Annotated in this window: 17 protein-coding genes, 1 other RNA gene and 1 pseudogene; 11 read left to right on the top strand and 8 right to left on the bottom strand. The window is 67.0% G+C overall.

Features of this window, described 5'->3' with window-relative positions; genetic code table 11:
• Position 1: 1 nt before the first annotated feature.
• Positions 2-529 carry a CGNR zinc finger domain-containing protein gene (locus tag SBI67_RS15690; RefSeq protein ID WP_318981453.1) on the bottom strand — a complete coding sequence of 176 codons (528 nt, stop codon included), beginning with the start codon at positions 527-529 and terminating at the stop codon, positions 2-4.
• Positions 530-691: 162 nt separating this feature from the next.
• On the opposite strand from SBI67_RS15690, the gene SBI67_RS15685 reads away from it, so the two are divergent.
• Positions 692-1,261, top strand: a complete 570-nt coding sequence (locus SBI67_RS15685) for a TIGR03086 family metal-binding protein (protein ID WP_318981452.1) — start codon at positions 692-694, stop codon at positions 1,259-1,261.
• Positions 1,262-1,279: 18 nt separating this feature from the next.
• Here SBI67_RS15685 and SBI67_RS15680 read toward each other — a convergent pair whose 3' ends face one another.
• On the bottom strand, positions 1,280-2,383 hold the full coding sequence (locus SBI67_RS15680; protein ID WP_318981451.1) for a redoxin domain-containing protein: 1,104 nt from the start codon (positions 2,381-2,383) through the stop codon (positions 1,280-1,282).
• Positions 2,384-2,424: 41 nt separating this feature from the next.
• On the bottom strand, positions 2,425-2,970 hold the full coding sequence (locus SBI67_RS15675) for a peroxiredoxin-like family protein (protein ID WP_318981450.1): 546 nt from the start codon (positions 2,968-2,970) through the stop codon (positions 2,425-2,427).
• A gap of 192 nt (positions 2,971-3,162) precedes the next feature.
• On the opposite strand from SBI67_RS15675, the gene SBI67_RS15670 reads away from it, so the two are divergent.
• Positions 3,163-3,789 (top strand): TetR/AcrR family transcriptional regulator, encoded by a 627-nt coding sequence (locus tag SBI67_RS15670; protein ID WP_318981449.1) that lies wholly within the window; start codon positions 3,163-3,165, stop codon positions 3,787-3,789.
• A gap of 17 nt (positions 3,790-3,806) precedes the next feature.
• Here the strand turns inward: SBI67_RS15670 and SBI67_RS15665 are convergent, their stop codons facing one another.
• Positions 3,807-4,376, bottom strand: coding sequence for a type II toxin-antitoxin system RelB family anti-toxin (locus tag SBI67_RS15665; RefSeq protein ID WP_318981448.1), 570 nt, complete (start codon positions 4,374-4,376; stop codon positions 3,807-3,809).
• A 48-nt stretch (positions 4,377-4,424) separates the two neighbouring features.
• Here SBI67_RS15665 and SBI67_RS15660 point away from each other — a divergent pair.
• From SBI67_RS15660 to SBI67_RS15625, 8 genes and pseudogenes are all read left to right on the top strand, one after another.
• Positions 4,425-5,279, top strand: a pseudogene (locus SBI67_RS15660) (NAD(P)/FAD-dependent oxidoreductase); the annotation flags it as partial.
• A 45-nt stretch (positions 5,280-5,324) separates the two neighbouring features.
• Positions 5,325-5,975, top strand: coding sequence for a class I SAM-dependent methyltransferase (locus SBI67_RS15655; protein ID WP_318981954.1), 651 nt, complete (start codon positions 5,325-5,327; stop codon positions 5,973-5,975).
• A 12-nt stretch (positions 5,976-5,987) separates the two neighbouring features.
• Entirely contained in the window at positions 5,988-6,677 is a 690-nt protein-coding gene (locus SBI67_RS15650; protein WP_318981447.1) for a trimeric intracellular cation channel family protein, read from the top strand.
• Positions 6,678-6,722: 45 nt separating this feature from the next.
• Positions 6,723-8,087, top strand: a complete 1,365-nt coding sequence (locus tag SBI67_RS15645; RefSeq protein ID WP_318981446.1) for an HNH endonuclease signature motif containing protein — start codon at positions 6,723-6,725, stop codon at positions 8,085-8,087.
• Between the two features lie 31 nt (positions 8,088-8,118).
• An RNA gene (rnpB, locus tag SBI67_RS15640) (RNase P RNA component class A) lies at positions 8,119-8,516 on the top strand.
• Positions 8,517-8,784: 268 nt separating this feature from the next.
• Complete coding sequence (locus SBI67_RS15635) at positions 8,785-9,060, top strand: ribosome modulation factor (protein ID WP_318981445.1); 276 nt, start codon at positions 8,785-8,787, stop codon at positions 9,058-9,060.
• Positions 9,057-9,689, top strand: a complete 633-nt coding sequence (locus SBI67_RS15630) for a hypothetical protein (protein ID WP_318981444.1) — start codon at positions 9,057-9,059, stop codon at positions 9,687-9,689. The genes SBI67_RS15635 and SBI67_RS15630 overlap by 4 nt, the downstream gene beginning before the upstream one ends.
• 443 nt (positions 9,690-10,132) lie before the next feature.
• On the top strand, positions 10,133-10,636 hold the full coding sequence (locus SBI67_RS15625; RefSeq protein WP_318981443.1) for a hypothetical protein: 504 nt from the start codon (positions 10,133-10,135) through the stop codon (positions 10,634-10,636).
• A gap of 216 nt (positions 10,637-10,852) precedes the next feature.
• On the opposite strand, the gene SBI67_RS15620 is transcribed toward SBI67_RS15625, so the two are convergent.
• From SBI67_RS15620 to SBI67_RS15605, 4 genes are all read right to left on the bottom strand, one after another.
• Complete coding sequence (locus SBI67_RS15620; protein WP_318981442.1) at positions 10,853-12,298, bottom strand: CYTH and CHAD domain-containing protein; 1,446 nt, start codon at positions 12,296-12,298, stop codon at positions 10,853-10,855.
• Positions 12,299-12,370: 72 nt separating this feature from the next.
• Positions 12,371-14,344: a 5-oxoprolinase/urea amidolyase family protein gene (locus SBI67_RS15615; RefSeq protein WP_413232522.1), complete on the bottom strand. Its 1,974-nt coding sequence runs from the start codon at positions 14,342-14,344 to the stop codon at positions 12,371-12,373.
• Between the two features lie 32 nt (positions 14,345-14,376).
• Entirely contained in the window at positions 14,377-14,979 is a 603-nt protein-coding gene (locus SBI67_RS15610; RefSeq protein WP_266048127.1) for an urea amidolyase associated protein UAAP2, read from the bottom strand.
• Positions 14,979-15,722, bottom strand: a complete 744-nt coding sequence (locus SBI67_RS15605; RefSeq protein ID WP_318981440.1) for a DUF1989 domain-containing protein — start codon at positions 15,720-15,722, stop codon at positions 14,979-14,981. Before SBI67_RS15605 ends, SBI67_RS15610 begins: the two co-directional genes overlap by 1 nt.
• A gap of 130 nt (positions 15,723-15,852) precedes the next feature.
• Between SBI67_RS15605 and SBI67_RS15600 the strand changes: the two genes are divergently transcribed.
• The gene (locus tag SBI67_RS15600; protein WP_318981439.1) at positions 15,853-16,521 is read left to right on the top strand and encodes a TetR/AcrR family transcriptional regulator; all 669 of its coding nucleotides are present in this window, start codon (positions 15,853-15,855) and stop codon (positions 16,519-16,521) included.
• The last annotated feature ends 12 nt before the right edge of the window (positions 16,522-16,533 follow it).

Below are 16,533 nucleotides of genomic sequence, written 5' to 3'. Positions count from 1 at the left end.
ATCACGTCGGGCGGTTGCGGTGATAGTGCCGCGCCGCCCGTACCCGATTGCCGCAGATGTTCTGCGTGCAGTATCTCCGCCGGGCGTCGTGAGCCAGGAAGAGCATGCTGCAGGCGGGGTTCGCGCATCGTCGCAGCCGCTGCTGGTCTGCTCCGGCCAGGACGTCGATGAGGCTGTCGGCAACCGCTGCCAACGCCAATTCGTGACCCTGCCGATGGGTTGCTGCCAAGACGGTCGTTGCGGCCCAGCCGTTTTCGGTCAGCGCAAGCTGGCGCGTTGAAACGACGGCGGCAGCGGTCAGGTTTATCCGATCGATGCTCGCCCGATCCGGAGCGCGGCCGTCGAGCTGGGCGTCGAGGATATCCCGGACGGCGTGCCTGAGCGCTACCGTCGCCGAACGTGTCGGGATCCCGCAGCCCGCGGGCAGGCGGTCGTGCTGAAGGTTCCACCAGGACCGGCAGGTGGCCTCATCGGGAAGCAGATCTGTGCTGGGGTCGGTCACCGTAATCAGAGTGTCGGCCAGATCCACGGCGAGAGGTTCGTCGGCAACCGGGAAGCCCAAAGCCTGCGCGCTGTCCAGCCTCGACGTCGCTCTCATCGCACTAACGATATCGCAGTGTTGACACCGTTAGGTCAGTGCGATACAAACTAACGGCAAACCGCAACAATTACCGTTAGATATGGAGTCCGGATGTCGTCACTCGAATTGCTGCACCAGGCCGACCGTCGACTGGTGGCCTTGGTCGGCGCGCTCGCGCCGGCCGACTTTGGCCTCCCCAGCCCTTGTGCGGACTGGAACGTGCGATCACTGGTCAGTCATACGATTGCTTCGATCGATGCGTTTTCCGCGGCCGTGGACGGTGGGGGCGGCCCGACCGAGCAGGAACTCTTCAGTGGAACGGATATCTTGGGCTCCGACCCGCTGGGTGTGACTGAACGGGCGGTAGCTCGCTCGCACCGAGCATGGGCCTCGATCGCCGACTGGGGGCGATCGGTCAGCACAGTCATAGGAGAGATGCCGGCCGCCTCGGCCGTCGGGATCATCACGTATTCGACCCTGATCCATAGCTGGGATCTCGCTACCGCCGTAGGTGCGGAAGTAGAATTCACCGATTCCGAAGCTTCGCTCGCAGAAGCCGTTGGGGCGCAGCTCGTTCCAAGTCTTCGGCCGAGCGGTCTGTTCGGTGACGAGGTCGAGGTTGGGCCGGGCGCGAGCCCAACTGCACGGCTGGTGGCCCTCGCCGGCCGAAATCCGCTCTGATTCCACGGTTGGGCAGTCTCAGCCGAACAAGGCCGACGGATCGTGAGTGAGGATCGCCTCCACGTCGGACCGAAGCGCCTCGAGTTCGCCTCTGGCTCGATCGTCGTAGTCGCGGCCGGAGTCGTCGAGCACGCACACGGTGCCGACGACTTCGCCCGCGGCGTTCCGTACCGGGAGGCCGAAGTAGTTGGTCAGACCGAATTCGACTTCGTCCGCATTGCCCGCGAATACCTCGTCATTGCGTGAGTCACGAATGAATACCTCGTCGCCGCTGTCCACGACCCGCTCGCAGTACAGTGGCGTCTCGGAATCGCCCGTCGCGGCTTTCTGGCCGGCGTCTCCGACGCGATAGAAACTGGCTCCCACACCGGCCGTTGCGGCCACCACCATGGAACCGGGTTCGGAACGCATCACCAGGCAGGATTTGACTCCGAGAGTCTGTGCCAGTTCGCTCATCCGTGACGTGACCGATTCGAGGCCGGGTGTCGAGTCCGCCGCGTCTGGTGTCTGGGTGATCTGGATGACGGCATCGAGAATCTGCTGGGGTTCGGTTCGTTTCGCGTAATTCGGCTGAACGTCGATCCAACGCAGGACGCGCTCTGTGTCGATGATCGCCACGGTCGGCATCGGTAGTCCGACGGTGCCGTCGGCGTTCACCTCGCGAAGATCCAGCCCGAGGGAGATCTGGGCGTCGAGCGCTTCGGTGCTCGGCGCGGTGAGAATGCCGAGTGCTGCAGCGAGTTGATTGCCCGGGTCAGACGCGACGGTGAAGCTCAGTTCGTTGTTATCGCGACTGGCGACCGACCCATCCGGTGTCTGCGGGCTGACGGCGACGAGTTGCACGCCTCTGGCTCGCAACGCCGGCAACAGATCTCGCTCGTAGGCCCGTAGTGCCATATTGCAGTAGGGGCACCAGGAGCCACGATAGAAGACGACGACGGTGGGGCCGTTCGCGAACAGATCATCGGATGCCACCTGCGTTCCATCGACGTGCAACAGCGACACGGTAGGCACTCGAATTCCAGGTGCGGCAAGCGATCCCGGTAGCCCGGAGCGTTCCAGGGCAAGCTGTTCTGCTGCGAACACCTCGAGAAGTTCTGCAGCCCGGTCGGATTCAAACATGTGATGCCCTCTTCTTTCATCTTGTGTACTGAAAAGTACAATTATGAGTTCACCTGTGCTGCGGCGTGAACAGCGGTGACGACGTCGGCAATGCTCGGGAGGTCGGCTGCGGTCACACTTCGGTGCGCGTACACAACGCGTCCGTTGCGGTCCAGTACGAACGTCCCGCGACCCTGCAGGAAGTCCGAACCGACCCCGATGCGGCTGCCGCTGCGCAGGGCGCGGAAGAGTCTCGCAGGCGAGAAGGCCAGATAGCGGACGCGTGAGAACCGACCGACGTCGGCGGCAGTCTCCAGTGAGCGAGCAGCGTCGCTGACGCAATGAAACGGCATCCCGCGGTCGTGACACGACGTGGCGACTTGTGCAACATCTTCGCGGTAGACCAACACGACGGCTGCGCCGATTTCTTCCAGCTGGTCGCTCACGGCGACGAGGTCGCGAGCTGCCTGCTGGCAGAACGGACACCACATTCGGTGGAATGCGACGATCACCGGTCCTGCGCCCAACAATTGAGAGATGGTGACTGGCCCATCCAGGGAATCGACTTCAACGTCGATCGGGAATTTCATGCCGACGCGAATTGACATGGAGGCTCGTTTCGGTCATCCCGGGAGCGAAGTCCTCGGGTGCAAACTGTACTGTTCAGGACAATTTACGTCGCATGTCGGCGCTCGTCGCTCAAATCGGCCACCCCAGCTCGCAATGTCAGCGTTTCGTCATTCCTCGGGTCGGCGGCACGCTTTCCCGATCGGAGCACCGCGACGCGATATCTTCGAGCAATGTCGACAACACGTCCGCCGGGGCGATCGGAGCTACCGGCCACCGAGCGGGGTCGTCGTAGTCGCGCGGCGATTGTCGACGCGGCCGCCGCCGCGATCTACGCGAATGGCGTCGCCGCAACGAGCCTGGACGATGTGCTGGCATCCGCGGGCTGTGGTAAGTCCCAGCTGTACCACTACTTCTCCGGTAAGGCCGAATTGGTTCGTGCGGTTATCGATCGACAGCTCGAGCTGGTACTGGCTTGCCAACCGGAGATCCACCGGGTGGATTCGTGGGTCGGACTGCGAAGGTGGGTCGACCAGATCGTCGACATGCACCGCGCTCCCGGAGGTCCTTTCGCGTGCCCGCTGGGATCGTTGGCGGCCGAACTGAAGGGTGACGAGACCTATGCCGAGAGTCTTGCCCGCGCGTTCGGGCGGTGGGAATCGTTGCTGGCTACCGGCCTCCGAACGATGCGCGACCGCGGGCAGTTATCCCCCGGGGCCGATCCCGAGAGTCTGAGTCGCTCCGTTCTGGCCACGTTGCAAGGCTCGATGTTGCTGGCACGAATTCACGGCGACGTGACCATCATCAGCGATGCCATGGACAGGGCGCTGGCCGCCATGCAACCGCGCAAGGCGCGGTAATGGCCCTGGCGTCGGCGTCATGAACTGTGCAGGTGCATCCGCTCGCCATGGACGTCGAAGATCATGATCGCCTCGGTCGGCCCGTCCACGGTGCCGAACCAGTGCGGCGTCCACGTCGAAAACTCCACGGCCTCACCGGGTTCGATGGTGAAGTCCCGCTCGCCGAGGATCAACCGCAATCGGCCGGACAGCACGTACATCCAGTCCTGACCCTCGTGGACCGGTAACTCCGCGGGCGGCTTGTTGCGCCGCGCGCTGACCCGCACCTTGTAGGTATGCCGCCCACCGGTGGGCCCGTTTCGGGTCAGCGGCCAGTACGTGACCCCGTGCCGGGTGTGCGAACTGCCCCGCACGCGCGGGTCTGCGGACTCCGGCTCGCGCAGCAGTTCGTCGGTGCTGACCGCCAGGGCCGCGGCCAGCCGGGGGAGGTGGTCCAGTGCCAGCCGCCGCTTGCCCGACTCCAGCCGGCTCAGCGTCGACACGTCGATGCTGGCCCGGTCCGCGACATCCTGCAAGGTCAGACCCTGCTGGTTGCGCAGGTCGCGCAGTCGCCTTCGGACGGTCTCGTCCACCGAGTTTGCCTGCATGGCAAATCAGCTTGGCATCCGCCGGCCATCCTCGGCAAGCTCGATGGCATGGACGTCACATGGGATTGCATCATCGTCGGCGGCGGCGCGGCGGGGTTGAGCGCCGGGCTCGTGCTGGGCCGGGCCCGCCGCCGCACCCTGGTCGTGGATCAGGGTGCACAGAGCAATTTGGCCGCACATGGGATCGGTGGGCTGCTCGGCCATGACGGTCGTCCGCCGGCTGAGCTGTACGAGATGGGACGGGCCGAGCTGCAGGCTTATCCGAGTGTGGAGGTGCGGTCGGGCACGGTGGTCACCGCCGTGCGCGACGATGCGGGGTTCGTGCTGACCCTGGCGGATGGTCGCCGAGAACGGGCGCGTCGGCTGCTGCTGGCCGCCGGCATGCGCTATGAGATGCCGGAGATTCCCGGAATGGCCGAGCTGTGGGGCCGGTCGGTGTTCCACTGCCCGTTCTGTCACGGCTGGGAGGCGCGTGATCAGCCGCTGGCTGTACTGGCGCAGGGGGAGCGGGCCGTGCACGTCGCGCTGCTGCTGCGCGGTTGGACCGACGACATCGTCGTGCTGTCGAACGGGCCGGCCGGGCTGGGCGCCGAGGAGCTGGACCTGCTGGCGGGCGCCGGGATCAAGGTCGACGAACGTCAGGTCGCCGAGTTGCGCTCGGAAGCAGGCGAATTGAGCGCTGTCGTGTTCGCCGACGGCGGGCAGCTGCCGCGCCGTGGCCTGTTGGCCGCCGTCGGATTGCGGCAGCGCAGCGACCTGGTGGCGCACCTGGGGCTGGCACTGGCGCCGCCGTCACCGGTGGCCGTCGATGCCGTCGCCGTCGACCCTATGCAGCGCACCTCGGTGCCCGGCGTGTTCGCCGCCGGGGACCTCTGCGTCGGGATGCCGCAGGTCTCGGCGGCCGTCGCATCGGGCTCCATGGCCGGTGCCGCGGTGATGCAGAGCCTGATGGGCGAGGATGTCGGGCTGCCGGGACTCCCGTGGCCGGTGTTCGATTCCACAGCCGAACAGCACTGGAACCGGCATTACGTTGAGCGCAAACGGGTCTGGAGCGGGCGGGTGAACGTGCGGCTGGCCGAGGTCGCCGAGTCGCTGTCGCCCGGTCGTGCGCTGGATCTCGGGTGCGGTGAGGGTGCCGACGCGATCTGGCTGGCCAGCAAGGGCTGGCAGGTGACCGCCACCGACATCTCCGGCGTCGCCTTGGCGCGGGCCGCCGACGACGCGGGAGACCTGTTGGAGCGCATCGATTTTCAGCGGCACAACCTCGACGAGAGTTTCCCGTCCGGTGAGTTCGATCTGGTGTCAGCGCAGTTCCTGCATTCCATGGTCCCGCTGGATCGCACTGCCGTGCTGCGCAAGGCGGCGGCCGCGGTCGCCCCGGGCGGCCGGTTGGTGATCGTCGATCACGGTGCCGCGCCGCCCTGGTCGAATCACAAGGACTATCCGTTCCCGAGCGTCGACGAGGTGCTGGCCGGACTGGACCTGGGGCCCGAGTGGGAGCGGCTGCGCGCCGAACCGGTGGAGCGTGAGGCGATCGGCCCGGACGGACAGGTCGGGCGTCTGATCGACAATGTGATGGTGTTGCGGCGCCGATCGTAGATACCCTCAGGCGTGTTCGGCGAACTGTTCCGTGTCCTCGACCTGTCCGGTGTCTTCACCAACGCGATCCTCGGCGGCATGGTCGCCCGCGACAAGCGTTTGGACCCCGTCGGTTTCGCGGCGTTGGCGCTGCTGTCCGGCTTGGGCGGCGGCATCATCCGGGACACCCTGTTGCAGCACGGCCCTCCGGTGGCGCTCACCGACTCGCTGTACGCCCTGACCGCCATCGGGGGAGCCGTGGTCGCTTTCGTCCTGCCGGTGCGGGGCCGGACGTGGAACGTCTCGTTCCTGGTGATCGACGCGCTGGCGCTGGGCTGCTGGGCGACGGTCGGTACGCAGAAGACTCTGTCGCTGGGTTTGGGTTGGTTACCGGCGTTGCTCTTGGGCACCATCACCGCGGTCGGTGGCGGCGCGCTGCGCGACCTGTTCGTGCTGCGGATCCCGCAGATCTTCGGCGGCAACACGTTGTACGCGAGCTGCGCGATCGTGGCGAGCGCGGTGGTCATCGCGTTCTGGTATGGCGGGCAGCCGACCGTCGGCGCGCTCGCGGGCACCGCGGTGGGCGCTGCGATGTGCGTGGTGGCCCGCTGGCGGCGCTGGCAACTCGGTGAGGGACTGGCGTGGGACTACGCGGTGGTGCGGTCCCCCGGGCAGCGGCTGCCGCGGGTGACGGTCCGCATCGCGCGCCGGCGTGGTGAGTGACATTGGTGCGGCGACGTGTCACCTCGGACGGGTAAACTAGCACATATGTTCGAATCGATTCGGCACCTCGACACCGCCCGCGAGGCGTTGCGGGCCGAGCGTGCCGCGACCGCGCGGCGCCTGATCGAACTGGGGCATTACGCGCGAGAGCGGATGGTCGAGCTGGGCAATACCCACGAGGACTGGGTGGTCGACGACTGGGAGATGGTCGCCATCGAGGTGGCCGCCGACCTGGGTATCGGACGTAAGCGTGCCTCCACCGAGATGGCGCACGGGCAGACATTGATCGAGCGGTTGCCGCGGCTGGCCGAGGTGTTCCTGGCCGGGGACGTGGAGTACGGACATTTCACCGCGGTCGTCGCGCGCACGGCCTTGATCACCGATCCCGACGTGCTGGCCGTCCTCGACGAACAGTTGGCCGCCGCGGCACCCGGCTGGTGCGCTTGCTCCCGGGATTGGGTTGCCGAACAGGTCGACTGGATGGTGCACGATGTCGATCCCGAGGCGGTCCGGGTCGCCAAACAGCGCCGCCTCGACCGCCATATCGAGTTTCAGCCCGCGGGCAACGGGCTGTCCGACGTCTACGGATCGATCGACGCCGCCGATGCCGCGGTGGTGGACAAGCGCCTCAACCAGATCGCCGGCACCGTATGCAGCGCGGACCCGCGGACGTTCGCCCAGCGCCGAGCGGATGCGTTGCGGGTGTTGAGCGAGGGCGGCACGCGGCTGTCCTGTCTGTGTGGATCACCGGAGTGCCCCGCCAAGGACGCCGACGCCCCGGCCGCTGGCATCGTCATCCATGTGGTGGCCGAACAGTCGACCCTCGACGGCACCGGCGACACCCCGGGTCTGGTGCCCGGGTACGGGACCGTTCCCGCCGAGCAGGTGCGCGCCATGGCGCCGCAGGCGCGGTGCCGGCCGGTCGCCGACGCGGCGGCCCTGACCGCCGAGCCGGGCTATCGGCCGTCGGTCAAGCTGGCCGATTTCGTGCGCTGCCGCGACCTGACCTGCCGGTGGCCCGGCTGCGATGTGCCGGCCGACCGGTCCGATATCGACCACACCACCCCGTGGCCGTACGGGCCCACCCACCCGTCCAACACCAAGCTCTATTGCCGGGTCCATCACCTCGTGAAGACCTTCTGTCCGGGCTGGACCGACACCCAGGGCCCCGACGGCAGTGTCACGGTGATCTCCCCGGCCGGGCGCATCTACAAGACCAAACCCGATGGGGCGCTGTTCTTCCCGGCGATGGCCGCGCCCACCGCCGAACTCGCCTCCACCACCGCGCCGCCGCCGACGGCCACCCGCGGACAGGCGATGCCGACCAGGACCCGTACCCGGGCCCAGGCACGCGCGTATCGCATCGCGCACGAGCGCGCCCTCAACCGCGGCGCAGAGTTACCGCCGTAAACGCAGAAAAGGGTACGGTGATCGGCGCGGACGAGTTGGCCGGGCGACCGCGGCGCTCAGGTGTGCCTGGGTGTCGAGGAAAGTCCGGACTTCACAGAGCAGGGTGATTGCTAACGGCAATCCGAGGTGACTCGCGGGAAAGTGCCACAGAGAACAGACCGCCTTCTGTCCCATCGGGGCAGGGGGTAAGGGTGAAACGGTGCGGTAAGAGCGCACCAGCACCCCGGGTGACCGGGGTGGCTAGGCAAACCCCACCCGAAGCAAGGCCAAGAAGGCCGCAACCTGGTTGCGGCTGCGCAAGCGTTCGAGGGCTGCTCGCCCGAGCCTGCGGGTAGGCCGCTTGAGGCACCCGGCGACGGTGTGTCCAGATGGATGGTCGCTCCCTCACTTGGTGAGGGACAGAATCCGGCTTACAGGCCAACTCGTCCGCCCCGAGCCGCTGAACTGCGGTGTCGCTGCGATCCGTGCGCGTGTGGAACAGGAGAACGCAGACAGCGTACGCGGCCCGCTCTCGCGCTCGGACTGCTGTTAGCGTCCGGATGAAGTACTGCCGAGGGATACGGGACGCAATCGCGGCGACGTCGAGCAAGTGAGCGCCGGTCGGCCGCGGCGACGCCTGGGTCCCCGTTGTCGTCGCTGTCCCGGCCGTCGGCGTGGCATGCGCCGGACTGGGCTCGCGCGGCCGCATCCTTGGCGGGTGACGAAGCGCGCTGAGTACAGGTTCGCGCTGTACGCGGGTTCGCTTGCTGCTCCCGGCGATCCCACCCCGTACGCCGGCGGCGAATCGCTGGTGCTGGCGAAGTTATGGATACGCGGCTACACGCGGATGCTGCGCGTCCGGGTCGAGACCGGAAGCTATACCGGGGTACCTGAGGGGCGGAATCATGACCTTCCGGCCCTGCTTATGTGGCCGGCAAGTCTGACGGCGCCGGCGGCGCTGTTGGTGCGCAGCCGTCGAAGGGGGACCCCGTGACACCTATCTGGCAACTATTCGTCAGCGGCGCTGTCGGTAGCTTGCTCACCTACGCGTTCACCTGGTGGCGCGAGCACCGACGGATGCAAGACGCAAACCGGGCGCCGCAACGGCAGGCGATCGGTGACATCCTCGCCGCGGCTCATGAGCTACAGTTGCGCGTCCTTAACTGGCGTCGCGTACTGACGGACCTAATCGACGAAATTCGGCAGGATCGGGCTAACAATCTGCCAGCAATCAGCATGCAGATACATGAGGTCGAAACCGCTTACGCAACAGCATTATTAGGGATGCGCCGCGCGTTAGAGGTTGGATCCCTGAGTGTGGTCGACGTGCGTTGTTGGCAAGAGTTGGTCGTCGTTGCTGCCGCCTTCGCCCGGTTTGACGGCGGGACGGGGATCGGGCAAATTGCGAGCGCTGACGCGGCTGAGCAATTCGTTTCTCGGCTCGGAGAGCGTTCGGACCAGTTGCGTGTCGCCGTTTCCACACTGGTGAAGACAGCCAACGACCGCGTTACTCCCGCGGAGTCTCGCCGGAACCGGCGCCAACGTCGCAAAGCGCAACGGCAGCTGGCCAAGTGGCTAGGCGGGGAAGCCTCTCTGCCCCCCAACAGCGAACCACACGGGTAGGGCACCATCGCCGCCCGTCTTTGGTTTGCGCCGAACCCGGTCCTCACTTACGCCAACTGATCGAACGCCGCAGAGATGTCCGGGCCGAAGAGTTGGCGGGACGGGCGTAGGGGCCCATGTGAGTTGTCGGAACCGCAGCACCTCTGTCTCGACCGCTGGGTGCCGTCTTCAGCAAAGAGCATGGCAGCCGGTTTGTTCCCTACCAGCCGAACTGGGCCGTGCGGCTAGACATGGTAGTTATTTGGTTGAATACGCAATGGTCGATAACGACATGGGGAATTACGCGTGATGTGTCGTTGAGCGGCAATCATGCACGGAAAAAAGAAATCTAGGAGCAACGCTCGACCCGAACGGATCGGAACACCGACCGGAAGGTCGATTGCTCATCGACTTACGGCGCGCCTGCCACTGCTAGATTTGGTGTGCGACATACTGTCACCCTTATGGGTGGGGGAACAGGATTTCTTCCAGCGGTGTTGACTGCTGCAGTCAATTTGATCTTGGGGTTCGCCGGAAAAGTCTACCTCGGTTCGGACGGCAGACTCCTGCGCAAGATCGAACGAAACGCAGAGTTGCTAAGCAAGCTTCCCGATTCCGCAAAGCCTCATATGGAGGCGCTTATCCTGGACCAACTTCAGCAGCACTCGTACCGTCAAAAGCAGCGTGCCGAACGCCACATCGACGCGGCTGCGGTCTGCACGATGGTATTCCTTGCACTGGTTACGGTAGGGATCGGCTGGGGTTTGGCGTATCTCGCAGTCAATTACGGGTGGGGCTGGTGGATCCCATTCGGACTAGTGATGGCTTTCGGATTGCTTCTGATGTTGTCGGGTGTCGGCTCGATCTTTTATTTCGGCGACGAGCCGCCCCGGCTGACACAGAAGCGTGAGAAGGCGGCACGTAAGGCACTGGATTTGGAGGCTAGGCAAGCTGGCATCGGTCCATAGAGGTCTATGCACCACGGGTCGATGTTCGCAAGTTAGTGGACCCCGACACGCTTGGGGACGGGCCCTGTGTGCAGCGTGTCAGCTGACGAGTGATACGGCCAGTTCGATACTTCCGGAGACCTCGACGTGCACGAGCCCCCTCGTTGGCTGTTGATCGCGATCTTCCGGCCGATGATGCCGGCCAGAATCCGGCTTACAGGCCAGCTCGTCCGCCCTCTACTTGCGCACGGCCTTGCGCAGCGCCTTGAGCGCGGCGCCGACCTCGTCTTCGGCGTAGAGCGCGACCTCGGCCTCCATCTGATACAGCAGGCCGTAGGTGAAGGTGTCCTCGCCGGCGGCGTGCGCGGCCTCGGCCTGCGCCAGCAGGTGGGTGCGGCTGACCACACTGTCCTGGTGATCGCCGAGCACCGTCTGGATGGTCTTGGCGCTGTTGGCCACCGCGGTGTCACCGTGTGCCGCAGCGGTATAACGAAGTTGCTTGGCGCGCTTGCGGATCCGGTGCAGCGCCTCGTCGGTGCCCTCGGCCTCGGCCGCCTTGGCCGCCTTCTTCACCTTGCGGTAGGCACTCGCCACGGTGACGGGCTGCGACTCCGCGCCACCGGCGGCCGCGGGGGCGGCGGCGACCACGGCATCCAGCGCGTCGAGCAACCGGAAGTACCGCTCGGAACGCATCGCGGCCACCGACCGGCGCCAGCCGGCCTTGTACTTCTGCTTGGCGCCCTCGACCAGTCGCCCGTGCACCGGGCCGCGCACCAGATCGGTGGGCAGCGAGTCCAGGGCGCGCTGATACTTGTCGGCGAGCACCTCCGCGTCGCGGGCCACGCCCAGCACCGCGGCCAGTTGTTTGAGTTCGTCCAGCACCCAGGCGTTCTCGGGGCCCGATTCCTCGGCCAGCAGGCTGCGGATCTTGCGGGTGGTGACCCGCATCTGGTGCACCGCATCCCACGCGTCGGCGCGCACGGCGCGGTCCCACTCCAACAGGGCGGCGACATTCTCGGCGATGGCCCGATGCACCGGGTCCGCCGAGACCGGCGCCGGCTCGGGAGCCGCCACGTCGAGCACCTTGGCCAGTTTCGAACCGTGCCCGGCCGGAGCCGCCCCGGCGTCCAACAGGCGGTTGGCCAACCGCTCCAGCACCTCCGGCGAACCGCCGCCGACCAGCTCCAGTTCCCATTCCCGCCACGCCTGCGGTTCGCTGTCCGGGCGCAGCGCCGACGCCGTCACGGTGTCGTCGCAGAACTCCGCGAGCGGGGTTCCGTCGGCACCGAACAACAGCGACACCGAGCGCTGCGTCGTGATCCGGGCCACCGCCTGCAGGGGACGGTCCCGCACGATCGCGGCCACCACGTCGCGGATCTCGTCGGGCACCGCGTCGGCCAGCGCGGCCCGCACCTCGGTGCGGGTGTCGGCGGCGGTGGTGGGCAGTTTCACGTGCCAGCCGGCGTCGCTGCCCCCGGTGCGCCGGCGCAGCGTGATCTTGCGTGCGGCCAGGTCATAGCCGGCGGTGTCGTAGTAGACCGCCTCCAACGTCTGGGTCGGCGAATGCTGGACCCGCGTCACCACCGCAAGCCCCTCGAACGATGGGGACACCGTGGTCTCCAGCACGTCGAACTTGCGCTCCACCTCGGTGTAGCGGGCGGTCTTGGGCTTGGCAGCAGGCATTTTCACCTTTGTCTGGACGAAGTCACTGTCGAAAGTCGTGAACAGGTTCCCACATCCAGGTGAACAAACGGCTCAGCCCGCTCGCCGGAACTCGCCGGCGCGATCCCAGGCCTGCCGCTCGGCGCCGAACGCCGCGGCTTGCTGCGCACGGAAGCTCGCGATCGAGTCCGCGTGGGCGGCCAGGAACCCGCGGTAGTCACCGAGGTCGAACGTGCCGTCGGCGATCTGCACCTGCCCGCGCCCGGCCGCCATGTCCGCACGCAGATCGAGCAGCTCGTCCGCACTCACCGGGTAGAAGCTGATCCGGTCGAAGTACCGCAGCAACCACGGCGTGCCCGGTTCGAAGGATCGCGAGTCGGCCGGATGCCGGTGATTCCACACCTGGGTGGTGCGCCCGACGAACTGGTAACCGCCCGGGCCTTCCATACCGTAGACGCACATATAGGCCCCGCCGATCCCGACGGCGTTCTCCGGGGTCCAGGTGCGGGCCGGGTTGTACTTGGTGGTGACCAGCCGATGGCGCGGATCCAGGGGAGTGGCCACCGGCGCGCCCAGGTACACGTCACCCAGGCCCAGCACCAGATACTCGGCGTCGAACACGATGTCGTAGACCTGTGCCACGTCCGCCAGGCCGTTGATGCGACGGATGAACTCGATATTCCACGGGCACCACGGCGCATCGGCCCGCACCCCGTGCATGTACCGCTGGATGGCCTCGCGGGTGGCCGGATCATCCCAGGACAGCGGGAGCCGAACGGTCCGGCTGGGCACGACCAGTTCGGTGGAGGCGGGCAGGCTTTCGTCGGTTCGGGCGATCAGGTCGACCACCTCGGCCATGGACAGCACGGCGGGGTCGAACTGCACCTGCAGGGAGCGCACCCCCGGCGTCAGCTCGGTCACCCCCGGGACGGCCTGGGCCAGCAGGTGTTCGTAGAGCACGTGTACGCGGGCCCGCAGCACCAGGTCGAGCACCATCTGTCCGTATTCGACGAGCACACCACCGTCCCCGGCGCGGCGCATCGTCACCTCGGTGCCGTCGGCGGCGCTGAACCGCCTCAGCACACCGTCATCGCCGTCGCCGCCGCTGGATTGCACCCACGGCATCGAGGCCCGACGGTCCATGTCGATGCTGCGCAGCGAGGGCGCCCGGTCGGCGCGCACCGGGACGAATCGCACCGTGTCGCCGGGTGCGAGTTGGCCCAGTTTCCAGCGATCGCCGCCGACGACGGTGACGGGGCAGACGAAGCCACCCAGGCTCGGGCCGTCGGGGCCGAGCAGGATAGGGGTGTCACCGGTGAAGTCGAGCGCGCCCACGCAGTAGGCGTTGTCGTGGATATTGGACGGGTGCAGGCCGGCCTCACCGCCGTCGGTGCGGGCCCACTGCGGTTTGGGCCCTTCCAGCCGGACACCGGTGCGGTCGGAGTTGAAGTGCACCGTGTAATCGGTGCCGATGATGGTGTCGATATCGGCGCGGGTGAAGAACTCTGGTGCGCCGTGCGGTCCCTCGGTGACCGCGATTTCCCAGCGGTGCCCGATGCTGGGCTGTTCGTCGATGGCGGCCCTGGCGTCGCGCTCGGGCCGGTCGTGGTGTGGTCCCGGATCGGTGTCCGCCTGCAGCGCGTCACCGGCGCGCAGCGCCCGGCCATCGTGTCCGCCGAAGGATCCGAGGGTGAATGTCGCTGTGCTGTCCAGGTATTCGGGCTCCACCAGGCCACCGGCCACCAGCACGTAGCACCGCATACCCGGCCCGGACAGCGTGCCGACGTCGAGCACACCACCGGCGGGCACGGTCACCGACTGCCATTGCGGCACCCGGATACCGTCCACCGTCACCGGCACCGGTGCGCCCGTTACGCATACCCGGCCGCCGTCGGGGAAGCGCAGCGCGGGCCCGCTGCGGGTGCATTCCAGGCCGGCCAGGCCTTCGGCGTTGCCCAGCACCCGGTTCCCGATCCGGAACGACAGGTCGTCCATCGGTCCGGAGGGAGGAACGCCGATGTGCCAGAAGCCGATTCGGCCGGGCCAGTCCTGCACCGTGGTGAGCATGCCGGGGCGTAGCACCTCGACGACGCACGTGCTCACGCGATCACCATCTGCACCGGTGTCGGGTTGAAACCGTTGCACGGGTTGTTGATCTGCGGGCAGTTGGATACCAGTACCAGCGTGTCGATTTCGGCGCGCAACGTCAGCGACTTGCCCGGCGCCGACAGGCCGTCCACGATGCCCAGGGTGCCGTCGTCCTCAACCGGCACGTACATGAAGAAGTTGACGTTGGAGACGATGTCACGCTTGCCCATGCCCCAGCGGGTGGCCTCGGCGAGGAAGTTCTCGGCGCAGGCGTGCTGGTGCACGGTGTGGTGGCCGTAGCGCAGTGTGTTGGACTCCTTGGAGCAGGCACCGGCGATGGTGTCGTGGTTGCCGACCTCGTCGGCCACGATGGTCATCAACGCCGTGCCGTCCGAGGCGCGCAGCACCGAACCTGTCGACAGGAAGATATTGCGTTGGGCGGCAACGGTTGTCTGGGCGTTGTAGCGCAATGCCGGGTCGGGGCGGCCCTGCGTGACGCCGTAGAACAGGGTGTCCACGGCCTGGTTGCCGTGCAGGTCGACGATCTGCAGGGTGTGGCCTGCGGGCACGATGGCCGACCAGGGTGCGCGCGCGGCCACCTCGAACGTGGTCATCAGATGTCTCCGTTTCGTGCAGCGGCCCAGGTGCTTTCGGTGTTGAACAGGGCGCGCAGGTATTCGGGCTCGTCGTTGACGGGAGTGTGCAACTGGTCGTCGGCACGCCAGGCCAGCACGTCCAGATCGGTCACTGCGGGTTCGGGGTCGAGCGGGTGCGCGCTGTTGGACACCACGACGACCACCGGCAGATGCACCAGCAGGTCGACCGAACCGCCTGGTCCCGCCGTGCCGGTGAAGGCGATACCGCCGTCCGCCTGCACATGGGTGCCCTTGAAGAAGGACACCGACGGTGCCACATCGCGGATGTCCAGTCCGTGCTTATGCACGCCCAGCAGTAGCTGCGCCTGCCCGGCCGGGGTCGGTCCGCACAGGGTGTCGTGATGGCCCGAGGTGTCGGCGACGACGGTGGCCAGCACCCGGCCCTGATCGGACAGCAGGGGATGGCCGGTGCCGAGGTACGCCTGCCAGGGCACCTTGACGGTGTCGGCCACGTTGAGCCGCTCCCACGGGGCGTCGGCGCGGAACAGCAGCAGGTGAGCACAGGCGCCGCCGGCGGGGTCGATCAGCCGCAGCCGGGTTCCGCGGCCGAGCACCGCGGTGGCATAGGAACCCGCCGGGACGACCTCGGCCCAGCGCAGCTCGGTCACCCCGTCCGGGGTGGGTGGTACGCGCAGCGCCGCCGTGGCGGCCTGGGCGCGGGCATGGGACCGCGCGCCCTCGGTCGAACTCGTTCCTGCCATCTGCCGGGCCTCCTTAACTGTCACTTGAAAGTTTTAAGGGTGCGCATTCCGTGCTCGTGACGGCATTGTTACGGCCAGGTGACAATTTCTATCAACTGATAGAAATTAGGTCCGGTGTCACAATGGCCCGATGAGCACCGATGGCCGTGGACGTCCGAGGTTGGAGCAACCGCGCAGGCCAGGGCATACGCCGCGTGATGAGATCCTCGACGCCGCGGCAGAACTGTTCACCGAACACGGATACGCCAACACCTCCACCCGGCGGATCGCCGACGCCGTCGGTATGCGCCAGGCCTCGCTCTATCACCACTTCGCCACCAAGGACGACATCCTGGACGCCCTGCTGGCCGGCACGGTGGAGTCACCACTGCGGCTGGCCGCCGAACTCGACAGCGAGGGCGGCCCGGCCGCAGGGCAGCTGTACACGCTGATCGTCGCCGACGTCGCCCAGCTGTGCCGCAGTCGATGGAACCTGGGCGCGCTGTACCTGCTGCCCGAGCTCCGGGTGGACCGGTTCGGACAGTTCCGCCGCCGGCGGGCCGAACTACGCGAGCGTTACCGCGGCCTGGCTGCGACGGTGATCGCCGAGTGCGCAGGCCCCGCCGACGCCGATGATCTGCCATTCCGGCTTGCCGAATCGGCCATCAATCGCCGGTCCGACGACGGGGCCTGCCCACCGGACCAACCGTGGATCAGCGCCGACGGCGCGTTGCGCACCCTGGGGTACGACGGTGATTTCGCGGCGCTGCGGGCCACCGCCGAAACCCGACTCGCATTACAGACCGCAGCGGCGACGTAATACCGTTTGGGC

This window comes from Mycolicibacterium chengduense (genome assembly GCF_033741155.1).
GTDB lineage: Bacteria > Actinomycetota > Actinomycetes > Mycobacteriales > Mycobacteriaceae > Mycobacterium.
Note: the sequence above shows the minus strand (reverse complement) of the source record. Positions and strands in the feature narration are given on the sequence as shown.

What these genes read in the sequence shown, in the direction of transcription:
- SBI67_RS15685 (WP_318981452.1), top strand. Translation starts at nt 692, where the DNA reads ATGTCGTCACTCGAATTGCTGCACCAGGCCGACCGTCGACTGGTGGCC.
- SBI67_RS15680 (WP_318981451.1), bottom strand. Translation starts at nt 2,383, where the DNA reads ATGTTTGAATCCGACCGGGCTGCAGAACTTCTCGAGGTGTTCGCAGCA.
- SBI67_RS15675 (WP_318981450.1), bottom strand. Translation starts at nt 2,970, where the DNA reads ATGTCAATTCGCGTCGGCATGAAATTCCCGATCGACGTTGAAGTCGAT.
- SBI67_RS15670 (WP_318981449.1), top strand. Translation starts at nt 3,163, where the DNA reads ATGTCGACAACACGTCCGCCGGGGCGATCGGAGCTACCGGCCACCGAG.
- SBI67_RS15665 (WP_318981448.1), bottom strand. Translation starts at nt 4,376, where the DNA reads ATGCAGGCAAACTCGGTGGACGAGACCGTCCGAAGGCGACTGCGCGAC.
- SBI67_RS15655 (WP_318981954.1), top strand. Translation starts at nt 5,325, where the DNA reads ATGGGCGAGGATGTCGGGCTGCCGGGACTCCCGTGGCCGGTGTTCGAT.
- SBI67_RS15645 (WP_318981446.1), top strand. Translation starts at nt 6,723, where the DNA reads ATGTTCGAATCGATTCGGCACCTCGACACCGCCCGCGAGGCGTTGCGG.
- SBI67_RS15625 (WP_318981443.1), top strand. Translation starts at nt 10,133, where the DNA reads ATGGGTGGGGGAACAGGATTTCTTCCAGCGGTGTTGACTGCTGCAGTC.
- SBI67_RS15620 (WP_318981442.1), bottom strand. Translation starts at nt 12,298, where the DNA reads ATGCCTGCTGCCAAGCCCAAGACCGCCCGCTACACCGAGGTGGAGCGC.
- SBI67_RS15615 (WP_413232522.1), bottom strand. Translation starts at nt 14,344, where the DNA reads ATGCTCACCACGGTGCAGGACTGGCCCGGCCGAATCGGCTTCTGGCAC.
- SBI67_RS15610 (WP_266048127.1), bottom strand. Translation starts at nt 14,979, where the DNA reads ATGACCACGTTCGAGGTGGCCGCGCGCGCACCCTGGTCGGCCATCGTG.
- SBI67_RS15605 (WP_318981440.1), bottom strand. Translation starts at nt 15,722, where the DNA reads ATGGCAGGAACGAGTTCGACCGAGGGCGCGCGGTCCCATGCCCGCGCC.
- SBI67_RS15600 (WP_318981439.1), top strand. Translation starts at nt 15,853, where the DNA reads ATGAGCACCGATGGCCGTGGACGTCCGAGGTTGGAGCAACCGCGCAGG.